This window comes from Sporosarcina jiandibaonis, assembly GCF_013184495.1.
Lineage (GTDB): Bacteria > Bacillota > Bacilli > Bacillales_A > Planococcaceae > Sporosarcina > Sporosarcina jiandibaonis.
Genome location: NZ_JAAOIY010000006.1, coordinates 219,828 through 231,950, shown reverse-complemented (window position 1 = coordinate 231,950; position 12,123 = coordinate 219,828). Strand labels below are relative to the sequence as shown.

General features: G+C 40.0%; 8 protein-coding genes and 1 pseudogene. 5 read left to right on the top strand and 4 right to left on the bottom strand.

The genetic code is table 11. The annotated features are described in order from the left end of the window. Window positions 1-33: 33 nt before the first annotated feature. From G8782_RS15485 to tnpB, 3 genes and pseudogenes are all read left to right on the top strand, one after another. Window positions 34-1,038, top strand: a complete 1,005-nt coding sequence (locus G8782_RS15485) for an LLM class flavin-dependent oxidoreductase (RefSeq protein WP_172372829.1) — start codon at window positions 34-36, stop codon at window positions 1,036-1,038. A gap of 287 nt (window positions 1,039-1,325) precedes the next feature. Next, window positions 1,326-2,762: a MocR-like pyridoxine biosynthesis transcription factor PdxR gene (gene pdxR / locus G8782_RS15480; protein WP_172372827.1), complete on the top strand. Its 1,437-nt coding sequence runs from the start codon at window positions 1,326-1,328 to the stop codon at window positions 2,760-2,762. 717 nt (window positions 2,763-3,479) lie between these two features. Next, window positions 3,480-4,630, top strand: a pseudogene (gene tnpB / locus G8782_RS15475) (IS200/IS605 family element RNA-guided endonuclease TnpB). A 398-nt stretch (window positions 4,631-5,028) separates the two neighbouring features. On the opposite strand, the gene yiaA reads toward tnpB, so the two are convergent. Both yiaA and G8782_RS15465 read right to left on the bottom strand, forming a co-directional pair. Beyond that, window positions 5,029-5,499, bottom strand: a complete 471-nt coding sequence (yiaA, locus tag G8782_RS15470; RefSeq protein WP_172372825.1) for an inner membrane protein YiaA — start codon at window positions 5,497-5,499, stop codon at window positions 5,029-5,031. A 325-nt stretch (window positions 5,500-5,824) separates the two neighbouring features. After that, entirely contained in the window at window positions 5,825-6,457 is a 633-nt protein-coding gene (locus G8782_RS15465; RefSeq protein ID WP_172372823.1) for an FMN-dependent NADH-azoreductase, read from the bottom strand. A gap of 489 nt (window positions 6,458-6,946) precedes the next feature. Between G8782_RS15465 and ahpC the strand changes: the two genes are divergently transcribed. After that, entirely contained in the window at window positions 6,947-7,516 is a 570-nt protein-coding gene (gene ahpC, locus G8782_RS15460; RefSeq protein WP_172372821.1) for an alkyl hydroperoxide reductase subunit C, read from the top strand. A gap of 134 nt (window positions 7,517-7,650) precedes the next feature. Further along, on the top strand, window positions 7,651-9,186 hold the full coding sequence (gene ahpF, locus G8782_RS15455; RefSeq protein WP_172372819.1) for an alkyl hydroperoxide reductase subunit F: 1,536 nt from the start codon (window positions 7,651-7,653) through the stop codon (window positions 9,184-9,186). Between the two features lie 94 nt (window positions 9,187-9,280). On the opposite strand, the gene serC is transcribed toward ahpF, so the two are convergent. Both serC and serA read right to left on the bottom strand, forming a co-directional pair. After that, a complete protein-coding gene (gene serC / locus G8782_RS15450; RefSeq protein ID WP_172372817.1) occupies window positions 9,281-10,378 on the bottom strand; it encodes a 3-phosphoserine/phosphohydroxythreonine transaminase in 1,098 nt (365 codons plus the stop codon). Window positions 10,379-10,392: 14 nt separating this feature from the next. Then, a complete protein-coding gene (serA, locus tag G8782_RS15445) occupies window positions 10,393-11,985 on the bottom strand; it encodes a phosphoglycerate dehydrogenase (protein WP_172372815.1) in 1,593 nt (530 codons plus the stop codon). Window positions 11,986-12,123 lie beyond the last annotated feature (138 nt).

Here is a 12,123-nt window from a genome sequence, read left to right as displayed (position 1 = left end):
ATCGAACTATTGTTTCTATAAGGGGATATAATAATGTCTACATTGTTGAATATACTTGATTATTCGCCTATAGATGAGGGAACAAATGCACGTCAGGCGTTACTGGCAACAACGGAATTAGCGAAGCGTGCAGAGGAACTGGGGTTTCACCGATTTTGGGTAGCGGAACATCATCATGTACTATCCGTTGCAGGCAGTAGTCCGGAGATGCTGATGATGCATTTAGCTACATCAACTAGACGCATGCGAATTGGCTCAGGCGGAGTCATGCTGCCGCATTATAGTCCGTATAAAGTAGCGGAGAATTTTCGCATGCTTGAAGCAATTCACCCGAATCGAATTGACCTGGGAATAGGTAGATCGCCCAGCTATCGAAGCGTGAATCGCGCTCTGAATGAAACAAAGGGAAAACGATTATCCTACGAACAGCAAGTACAGGATGTCTATAAATATCTAACCGATGATACTTCGGAAGATCATCGATTCAATAGCTTAATTGCAACGCCGGTCATAGAAACGGCGCCGGAAATGTGGATGTTGGGAAGTGGCATGGGTAGCGCTGAAATTGCCGCGGATAACGGGACTGCATATGCTTTTGCGCATTTTGCTAAGCCGTCTGAAACAGGTTTGGAAGCCGTAGCCTATTATCGGAAATATTTTAAGCCTTCACTATTACTTACTAAACCGAAAGTGATGATAGCTGTTTTTGTTATTATTGCAGAAACAGCAGAATATGCGGAGGAACTCGCTAAGGCTTTTGATTTATGGTTATTGTTTGTTGAATCAGCCAACCCGCCGCCTTATTATCCATCCGTACAAACCGCAAAGAAGCGGGGAATCAGTTCTGTGGAAAAAGAAAAAGTTATGCAAAACCGGAAGCGCATGATTATTGGAAACGCGGAGCAGGTTAGAGAAGAGATTAAACGGGTTGCGGACTTGTATCAGGCAGATGAGGTTACCATTATTCCCAATTTCTTCGGGGCCAATAATCGAATGGAAGGAATCGCGTTATTGGCGAAGGCTTTTGGATTGCATTGAAAAAACTAACCCCGTTCTAGATTTAGAACGGGGTTAAGTAATTCAATCTCTTTCTCTAGCTTTCTGTGCTGACGTTTTTTTTGAATTGTTATCACGGCATATATATTAAGAACAAAAGCCATCCCTTAAAAAAGATGACCCTGAAATTAATTTCGGGTCGTCTTTGGTATACTGATGTTTGGAGATGATTAAGGATTGTCCGATGATCTAATAACATTTAAGACTTCATCATGAGCATAATACGAAATTTATTATATTGAAAACTTATAAATAGAGGATGAAGGTTAATGGAATTTATAATAGACCGCTCAATTAAAAAACCTATGTATAGACAAATTGAAGAACAAATAGAGAATGGGATTATATCGGGGGAATTATCTCAAGACCAGCCATTGCCATCTGAACGTGAGTTAGCAAAAAAGTTACAGATAAATCGGAGCACAGTTGTGACTGCTTACGATGAGTTAGAGGCGATTGGATTAATTGTCAGAAAAAAAGGAAGCGGCACTTATATAAATACGGATATATGGGGACTAACTCATAAAAGAGTTCCCAATTGGGGTAGATGTTTAGAGGATGGCTCATTTATTCCGAATCTTCCGTTGGTACAGAAACTTCGTAATGAAACTGAGCAAAAAGGAATGATTAACCTATCAAGCGGGGAACTTTCATCAGATTTACTACCTAACGCCCAATTCGCTAGGATTCTTAAGGAGCATGCTTTTGATGAGCATTTAGGTTACGATCATCCTTTAGGCGATGCGGGATTACGGGAGACCATTTGTAAACATGTAAAAACCTATAAAAATATGGTTGTTGAGCCAAACTCCATACTGATTACATCGGGCGCTCAGCAAGCAATCCACCTAATCGTTCAATGCCTGTTAAAACCAGGTGATACAGTAGCGATTGAAGATCCATCCTACGCATTCTCTTTACCGATTTTTCAATCGTTTGGTATTAGAACGCTATTACTCCCAGTTGATCAATATGGCTTAAATCCTGATGATATTGTAGCTTTACAAAGAAAACATCGAATTCGTATGCTTTTTTTAAATCCTGATTATCAAAATCCTACTGGCACAAAAATGTCTCTGGAACGTCGAAAGAGAATATTGGAGTTATCATCAAAGTACGGTATTCCCATAATAGAGGATGATCCTTATAATTTGACGTCATTCGATGGGCGCATTGGACCCACGTTAAAGTCAATGGACGATAATGAAAATGTTGTATACATTAGTTCTTTATCAAAAGTTGTTGCATCAGGATTACGCATTGGTTGGATTATTGGACCAGAAAAAGTGATTAAGCGTTTATCAGATGGCAAACAGCAAATTGACTTTGGTCATAGTGTTTTTCCTCAATGGATAGCGAATCAATTTCTAGATTCCCCTCAATTTGACAAACATGTTTCAAATTTAAGGATTCAACTGAGGGAGCGTAGGAATGCGTTAATTTTAGCATTGGACAGTTTATCTAAAAATGAGGTTACATATTTAGTGCCACAAGGCGGAATTCATTTATGGTGTAAAATAAATCACGAAATTGATGAATATAAGTTACTTGAAGAATCTATGAAAAAAGGCGTTTCATTTGTACCTGGAAGAATAATGGGTTCAACAAATGGATACGTTCGATTTACTTATGGAAAAGGTAACGGAGCTTCAATACAAGAAGGCATTTCAAGGTTTGTTCACGCGCTGAGAAGTTATGGGATATAACGGTATTTTACTCTCGGATAATGTTTGAATTTCCCTAGAATTGTGTCGTTGTGGTATTGTTACTTCAACAACATAATTTTGGGGGCGATTGTAAATAATCCACCCCTCGGTCAAAGAGTCTACAGGGAGAATCTAAACAATGTATCATTGAAATACGAACTTTTTCAGTGGGCTTAGACGGTTCCTGAGACTCGAAAAAAACATATGCTTTTTCACTGGTCCCGAACCGTCCTCCGTTGTTAATTAAATATAAATATAGCTATAAGAGTCAATATAACAATAAATGGGATTGATAAAACATAAATCCACAGCAAATTAGACATACTTTTTTCGCTACTGTAATTTTTATTCATAGAATTAGCAGCGGATATGGTCAAAATTAGTCCGATAGCTAAAATAATGACCACGAAAATCATTGATACAATAAGGGCTACCTTCATGCCTTCCTCCTTTTTAGAAATAAATTTCTTCGTTCTATACGTTATAATTCTATAATATAAAACATATTCGGGAACCATCCACTTGGGGATTATTTACACCAACCACTTTTTATCAACTCTACGACAGAAGACTCCCACTTCAAGGAATGTGAAGGGCAAGGCCCAATGAGTAAGTGGGAGATGAATGTCGATTAGGCGGAGCCTAAAATTGTTTTTTCAGAACAAATCAATTATAATTAAGTGAGAACATACATTCCGTTCTGTGAGGTGATAAGTGATGTTAATTAATAAAGCGTATAAATTTCGACTCTACCCAAACAAAGCACAGCGAACTTTAATCGCAAAAACGATTGGATGCAGCCGCTTTATTTTTAATCATTTTCTAGCTAAGTGGAACAATACCTATAAACAGACGGGTAAAGGCTTGTCATACAAGTCGTGCTCCGCTGAATTGCCCGCACTTAAGCATGAATTTGAATGGCTAAAAGAAGTCGATAGCATCGCCGTTCAAACCTCAGTAAAACATTTAGGGGAAGCTTTTCACGCTTCTTCAAAGGACAAAATGATCCACCGCGTTTCAAATCAAAAGGAAACCCAGTGCAATCCTATACGACAAAGCAAACCAACGGAAACATTCGAATCATTGGCGATAAAATAAGATTACCCAAACTCGGAAATGTCCGATTCGCAAAAAGTGTTGAGGTGAATGGTCGTATTTTGAATGCCACAGTCAAGCGCACACCAAGCGGTAAATATTTCGTTTCCGTCCTCGTTGAAACAGAAGTACAAGAACTACCCAAAACAAATTCTGTTGTTGGTATTGATGTAGGATTAAAGGATTTTGCGATTCTTTCCAATCAAACCCTATACTCCAATCCTAAATATTTTCGTACATTAGAACAGAAGCTAGCAAAAGCACAACGTATTCTTTCAAGACGAAAAGAACAAGCGATACGTCAAAAGAAAGCTTTGTTTGAAGCGAAAAACTATCAAAAACAACGTGTGAAAGTGGCACGTATACATGAAAAAGTCAGTAATTCACGAACAGACTATTTGCAAAAAATCTCTACCGATGTAATCAAAAACCACGACATCATCGGCATTGAAGACTTGCAAGTGTCAGCTATGCTAAAAAACCGGAAATTAGCAAAAGCCATTAGTGAAGTAAGTTGGTCTCAATTTCGTACAATGCTTGAATATAAAGCAAAATGGTATGGCAAACAAGTCGTAGTTGTAGCAAAAAACTTCCCATCAAGTCAACTATGTTCATGTTGCAGTTATCGAAATAAAGACGTTAAGAATCTGGCATTACGTGAGTGGGATTGCCCGGAATGCAGCACCCGTCATGATCGAGATATTAACGCAAGTATCAATCTTAAAAATGAAGCAATCAGACTTCAAACCGCAGGGACTGCGGGGATAGCTTAGTAAACTTTCGCCCGATAGAGTGAATAACCTAAGAATCTCCCACTTCTAAACGAAGTGAAAGTGGGGGTAGTTCAAGTAGCGAGTACCTGTGCATGACACAATTCTTAAGGGTATGCCGAGAACAACAGGCTGATGCGTTTAAAGTATCGAAAGTCTTCTTTGACAGGAGCGTTTAAAAAGCATGTCTACCCAGCCAAAATGAACTGCATTGGTAGTCTGATGTCGAATGAGAGTGATCAAGCTCTCTTTAGCGAAATTGAGTGACTCGACGATTGTCACCGACGATTTATGGAAGTTAGGCAATTGTATAAACCCGATATCTAGAGAAGCCTAAATATATACCCCCCGTTCTAGATTCAGAACGGGGGTATATATTGTTTAACGAGAAAAGAAGTAACTTAATCTCTTTCTCTAGCTTTCTCTGTATCTCTAATATTTTTCTGAACAGTTATTGCTGCAAATATACTAAGAACGAAAGACATGCCGTAAAACCCTTTTTCACTTAAATCAATACTTCCTGCATTGAATAAGCCGATCGCCATCAACGAAATAGCTATAATAAGGGCAAACCAACTAATGCCGAAATAAATACTTGTAACAGGTATACCTTCATATTTATCTCTGACTGCTTTTTGTAAAGAAACAGATGCATAGAGTCCGAAGATTAAAATTGCAAAATAATATCCTTTTTCATTCAGTTGCATCGCAGCATTGTACAAACCTAAGAGATAAGCAGATACTCCTATCAATAGCGCTGCCCAAGAAGCGCCCTTGAAAGCTGAAGTTGGTTCTCCTTCTTTTCTTTCTACTTTCACTTTCGGATAATTTGGTTTTTCATTATCAAACAAGTCTTCATTACCATTAGCCATGGAATATTCCCTCCCCTTTAGATAATCATACCCAACCAAATATGAATTCGCAATATTTTTAAAATGATTTATATTGGAGAAGAAGCGTGATTCTTATAGGTCAAACTCTTTAAGCACTACTATTCTATTTTTTAACCTAGCTTAATATTCATTGACGTAAGAAAATTGGCTGATAAAGCGAGACCGGCAGGTGATGAAAGCCTCAAAAGTATTTTCTGAATGAAAACTAAAGAAATAGGGCTTTCTATAAGTCCTCAACATAAAAACAGGTGGAGAAAAATGAAACAATTTTCTCCACCTGTTTTTTGATTAAGGCTTCATATCGTTACACCAATGCAGGTGATAATTCTTTTGCTATAGCTTCCACTTTCGCTAATCCTTCAGCAATAATTGTTTCAGCTTGATCTGGTGCAGCCGCATGACCTTCAATGATAACTTCGTGAACAATCTCCATGCCGAACACGCCGCCAACAACATTTTTAATATAGTTTGCAGCCATTTCCATCGGTGCTGCTTCCGGTGTGGAATAAACGCCACCACGTGCATTCAGTATGATCGCTTTTTTATCAGTCATTAATTGGACAGCTTGGCCATTTTCATCATATTTGAATGTAAAGCCAGCTTGGTATACATAATCGATGAATGTTTGTAATTTAGCCGGGATTGTTAAGTTCCATAATGGAAATGCGAATATAACAACGTCCGCTGCTTTTAATGCATCCATCGCTTTTTGTTTTGCGGCTAGAATACGTTGTTCGATGTCAGTCATTTCTTCGCCTGATTCTAATTTACCAAAAGCATCGAATAGTTCTTGGCCAAGATAGGGCATATCTTCTGCAAAGACGTCGAAAGTTGTTACGTTGCCGCCTTCTATTGTATTCATGAATGTTTCATACATTTTACTTGATACAGCCTCTGAAGCTGGACGGTTATTTGCTTTTACGACTAATATGTTCATTGTTAAATCCCCTTTTGTCTTCTAAGATAAATTTATCTTGAATTCATACTATATATTTTTTGAAACAAAACATCAAACAATTAATCTCGTATTATTTATGCAGTTTTCAGTTGGGATAGTAGAGAGAAGTGTATAGATCATCATATGGTGTTAATTGTTAAGGGGGGAACGGTTTTCTAATTCATCCGAATATTTGCTAATTGAGAACTTGATAATTCAAACGAGAATTTAAAGATGGGTTGAGAAGCATTTTTCTTTATTTATTATAAGGTAAAGATAGAATGGGGATAAGGGTTTCATCGCTCCAACGACTGTAATGGCCGTCTATTGGAGTGTTATGGTTGACAAACAACCAAGCTTATATGATAATAAATACTTAATTAGAATTATTATCGTTTAGCGATAGTGATTTAATTATTACCACGGTTTAGGTTTAGATTATCTAGCCTAAACTAATTGTAATAAAAAATCTTTAGGAGGAATTTATTTATGTCACAAATCGGTAAAACAGTAGAAGCTTTTAAAGCTTCAGCTTACAATGCAGGCAACGGGGAGTTCATCGACGTTACTGATGAAAACTTAAAAGGTCAGTGGAGCGTTGTTTGCTTCTACCCAGCAGACTTTACATTCGTTTGCCCAACTGAACTTGAAGATCTTCAAAACCAATATGAAACATTAAAAGAGCTTGGCGTAGAAGTGTACTCTGTTTCAACAGACACGCACTTTACACATAAAGCATGGCATGATCACTCAGACGCAATCAGCAGCATTCGTTATATTATGATCGGCGACCCTTCACAAAGAATTTCACGCAACTTCGATGTGTTGGATGAAGAAACAGGTCTTGCTCAACGCGGTACTTTCATTATTGATCCTGACGGTGTTATCCAAGCAGCGGAAATCAATGCGGACGGCATCGGACGTGACGCAAGCACGCTTGTAGGTAAAGTCAAAGCAGCTCAATATGTTCGTAACAATCCAGGCGAAGTTTGCCCAGCGAAATGGGAAGAAGGCGGAGAAACACTTAAGCCAAGCCTAGATTTAGTAGGTAAGATTTAATTTGAAATAGCGGGGCTCCCCGCTATTTTTTTAAAGCCTTCGGCGGATGCCTCAGATTTTGAATCGAACGAACCTAGTTCAAAATTTGGCGCAATCTCGCCGAAATTTATTTAATGAAGAATAAGTTAAGGAGTATGATAAATTTGTTAGAACCAGATATAAAAGCACAATTAGCCCAATATCTTGAAATGATGGAAAACGATGTGCTGCTAAAAGTCAGCACGGGATCTGATAATGTTTCGAATGTCATGAATGGTTTAATGGACGAATTAACGAGCATGTCACCACGCATCAAAGTGGAAAAAGCTGAATTAGAAAGAACGCCGAGCTTTAGTATAAACCGTATCGGGGAAGATACTGGCGTCGCTTTTGCCGGGATTCCGCTAGGACATGAATTTACTTCATTAGTACTTGCATTATTACAAGTAAGCGGACGCGCTCCAAAAGTCGATCAAAAGCTTATCGACCAAGTGAAAAATCTTGAGGGCGAATATCATTTTGAGTCATATATTAGCTTAAGCTGTCAAAACTGTCCAGAAGTTGTCCAAGCACTTAACGTGATGAGCGTTCTTAACCCGAACATCACGCACACGATGATTGACGGTGCAGCATTTAAAGAAGAAGTCGAAAGCAAGAATATCATGGCAGTTCCTACGGTTTATCTAAATGGAGAAGAGTTCGGCGGCGGTCGCATGACATTGGAAGAAATCCTAGCCAAAATGGGAAGTGCGCCAGATGCTTCTGAATTTGAAAATAAAGATCCGTTCGACGTACTTGTTGTCGGCGGCGGTCCCGCAGGTGCAAGTGCAGCTATATATGCAGCGCGTAAAGGCATTCGCACAGGGATTGTAGCTGATCGTTTCGGCGGACAGATTTTAGATACAGCAACGATCGAGAACTTTATCAGTGTGAATCGCACTGAGGGTCCAAGACTTGCTGCTAATCTAGAAGAACATGTGAAAGAGTATGACGTCGATGTGATGAACTTGCAACGTGCGAAGCGTTTGGAAAAGAAAGATCTCATCGAAATAGAATTGGAAAACGGTGCTGTTCTCAAGAGTAAATCCGTTATCCTTTCAACAGGTGCTCGCTGGAGAGATATTGGCGTACCTGGCGAAGCGGAATTTAGAAATAAAGGCGTCGCATACTGCCCGCACTGTGATGGTCCGTTGTTTGAAGGCAAAGATATTGCGGTCGTTGGCGGCGGTAACTCCGGTATTGAAGCGGCGATTGACCTTGCAGGAATTGTAAAGCATGTGACAGTTCTTGAGTTTGCGCCAGAGCTGAAAGCAGATTCTGTATTACAAGATCGTCTTAACAGCCTTCCGAACGTAACAGTTCTGAAAAATGTTCAAACAAAAGAAATTACCGGTACTGATAGCGTAGAAGGAATTACGTATATCGACCGTGAAACAAATGAAGAGCACCATATCGAATTAGCAGGCGTATTTATTCAAATCGGTCTTGTGCCAAATACAGATTGGTTGGGCGATTCGGTTGAACGCAATAAATTCGGCGAAATTATTGTCGATAAGCGCAGCGCAACAAACGTCCCAGGCGTATTTGCTGCAGGAGACTGCTCGGATAGTGCCCATAAACAAATCATTATCTCAATGGGATCGGGCGCGACTGCTGCATTGAGTGCGTTTGATTACCTCGTTCGTAACTAATGAATTGAACTGTTTAATAATAGTTTAAACACGATAAAGCTTCTTTCTCTACAGTAGATATTGTAGGGAAAGAAGCTTTTCTTTGTTATGGATTTCAGCTGTTGTTCTTCTGGAAACGAGTCATAAACTCACTTAGCGCTAGACATGCTTCGACAGGCACTGAGTTATAAGTAGAGGCTCGGCATCCGCCGACGGAACGATGTCCATTTAAACCGACGAAGCCTGCTTCTTTGGCTTGATCCAAGAATTTCTTTTCCAACGACTCATCAGCGAGTTTAAATGTAATGTTCATGAGAGAACGGCTCTCAGGTTCCGCGTGACCGCGGTAGAAACCGCCGCTGCCATCGATAACATCATAAATCAATTTTGCTTTTTCTTCATTTTGTTTTGCTACAGCCTCTAATCCGCCTAATTCGTCAATCCAACGGAGCACTTCTCCTAACATATAGATGCCGAAAGTGGGCGGTGTATGGTAAAGCGAATTGCTTTTTGCGTGGGTGTTATAGTTCAACATAGTTGGAATCTCTTGATTTGATCTCTCAAGCAAATCTTTCCGAATAATGACGACTGTAACCCCAGAAGGTCCAAGGTTCTTTTGGGCTCCTGCGTAAATCAAGCCGAACTTGCTCACGTCAATTGGTTTAGACATAATATCGCTGGACATATCCGCAATTAGCGGAACATCCCCTGTGTCAGGAAACTCTTTCCACTGAGTGCCGTAAATCGTGTTGTTTGAAGTTAGATGGACATAAGCATCATCTTCGTTGTATTGCAAATCGTTTACCCCGGGAATTGTGCTGTGATTATTCTCTTTTGTGCTAGCAACCTGATAAGGTTCCCCGAATAGTTTCGCTTCATCGAATGCTTTTTCCGCCCATGCGCCGGTCATGACATAGCCCGCTTTTTGCCCAGGGTTTAAAAAGCTCATTGGAATCATCGAAAATTGAAGACTGGCGCCGCCTTGCAGGAATAGTACTTCATAATTATCGGGAATCGAAAATAATCTTTTTAAACGTGCAATGGCTTCATTATGTACATCATCATAAGCTTTGCTTCGATGACTAAGCTCCATAATCGACATCCCGGTGCCGCGAAAATCGACAAGTTCTTGTTGAGCTTTTTCTAGAACCGGGAGCGGCAATGCGGATGGACCTGCGTTAAAGTTATAAACAGAGCGAATACTTTGTTTCAAATTAACCTCTCCTTTCAATCGAAATTGACCTCGCGAACTCTTTTGATTTCCGGAATCGCTTCTAATTCCTCGATGACTGTTTTGGAGGCTTTATTATCGACTTCTAAAATCATGACCGCAGATCCGCCGATTTCTTGGCGTCCTACTTGCATACTGGCAATATTAACGTCGTTAACTCCGAGTGCGGTTCCGACACGACCGATTAAACCAGGCTTGTCCGTATGTGAAATTAATAAGATAAGACCCTTTGGCGCGATATCTACAGGATAAGGTCCGACTTTAACGAGACGCTCTCCTACACCTGCAACCACAGATCCAGTCACCCAACGTTCTTCCTCTGTTGTTTTTAAGCGAATTGTAATCTTGCTAGAAGCATTTTGATTGAAAAGCGACTTTTGGAAAACAAGTTGGATGCCGCGTTGCTTGGCCAAATGGATAGCGTTTACGATGTTTACCTGTTCTGCACCTAGATGATGGGAAAGTATTCCTTTGAGTACATATGGACTTAAAGGAGAAGTGTCTAAATTCGCTAATTCACCTTCGCACTCAATCGTAATTTCCCGAACTGCACCGTCAGTCATCTGTGCAAGTGAATTTCCAAGATGTTCACATAATTTGAAGTATGGTTGCAGCTTATTTAATAACTCGGGTGAAATCGATGGCATATTCACTGCATTTTTAAATGGTTCATTTCTCAGAATATGGATTACTTGTTCGGAAACGTCAATCGCTACATTCTCTTGCGCCTCCATAGTAGATGCACCCAAGTGCGGTGTAACAATAATCTTCGGATGTTTAAAGAAAGGATGATCTGGCGCTGGAGGTTCATTTTCGAATACATCGAATGCCGCTCCTGCTACAATACCTTCATCGAGTGCTTCGATAAGTGCCATTTCGTCGATGATGCCGCCGCGTGCGCAATTTATGATGCGCATACCTGGTTTCATCACTTCGAATTGCTGCTTACTGATCATGTGATGCGTTTCGTTTGTAAGCGGCGTATGAACAGTCATAAAATCCGCTGTTCGCACAATTTCTTCGCGACTTGCCAACTGTATCCCTAATTGATTCGCGCGTTCCTCTGACATGAACGGATCATAACCAAGAATCGTCATGCCGAACGCAGCTGCTCGTTTAGCGACTTCGATTCCGATGCGTCCTAATCCGAACACACCGAGTGTCTTGTTGCGTAATTCTACGCCGAGAAATGATTTACGGTCCCATTCGCCGTCAATTGTTTTCGCGTAAGCTTGAGGGATATGCCGAGCCAATGCCATCATCATTGCAAAAGTATGCTCGCACGTTGTAATGGTGTTGCCGTCAGGTGCATTAATAACAATAATTCCTTGATTCGTTGCAGCATTTAAATCGATATTGTCAACACCAACTCCAGCACGGCCTATCACTTTCAATTTGACGCCGGCTTCCATGATGCGTTCAGTTACTTTTGTTTGAGAACGGACAAGCAGCGCATCGAAGTCGCCTATTATCGATATGATTTCATCTTCGCTTAACCCCGTCTGCTTGATTACTTCCACATCATCATCATTCATTAACTGTTGAAGTCCAAAATCACTAATCGGGTCAGACACTAACACTTTAAACATCAGCATTCCTCCTCATTTATGTAAAGGGCGATAATTACAATTAAGCCAAGACATTACTTATCAGTGGCATAATAATTACTTTACGTTTGGCTAGTATTCCCCAACCGTATTTCTTTTTATATTAACACTTATTACTTA

Excerpts from the sequence above, each read along its gene's own strand:
- G8782_RS15465 (WP_172372823.1), bottom strand. The coding sequence starts at position 6,457 with ATGAACATATTAGTCGTAAAAGCAAATAACCGTCCAGCTTCAGAGGCT.
- ahpF (WP_172372819.1), top strand. The coding sequence starts at position 7,651 with ATGATAAATTTGTTAGAACCAGATATAAAAGCACAATTAGCCCAATAT.
- serA (WP_172372815.1), bottom strand. The coding sequence starts at position 11,985 with ATGTTTAAAGTGTTAGTGTCTGACCCGATTAGTGATTTTGGACTTCAA.
- G8782_RS15485 (WP_172372829.1), top strand. The coding sequence starts at position 34 with ATGTCTACATTGTTGAATATACTTGATTATTCGCCTATAGATGAGGGA.
- pdxR (WP_172372827.1), top strand. The coding sequence starts at position 1,326 with ATGGAATTTATAATAGACCGCTCAATTAAAAAACCTATGTATAGACAA.
- ahpC (WP_172372821.1), top strand. The coding sequence starts at position 6,947 with ATGTCACAAATCGGTAAAACAGTAGAAGCTTTTAAAGCTTCAGCTTAC.
- yiaA (WP_172372825.1), bottom strand. The coding sequence starts at position 5,499 with ATGGCTAATGGTAATGAAGACTTGTTTGATAATGAAAAACCAAATTAT.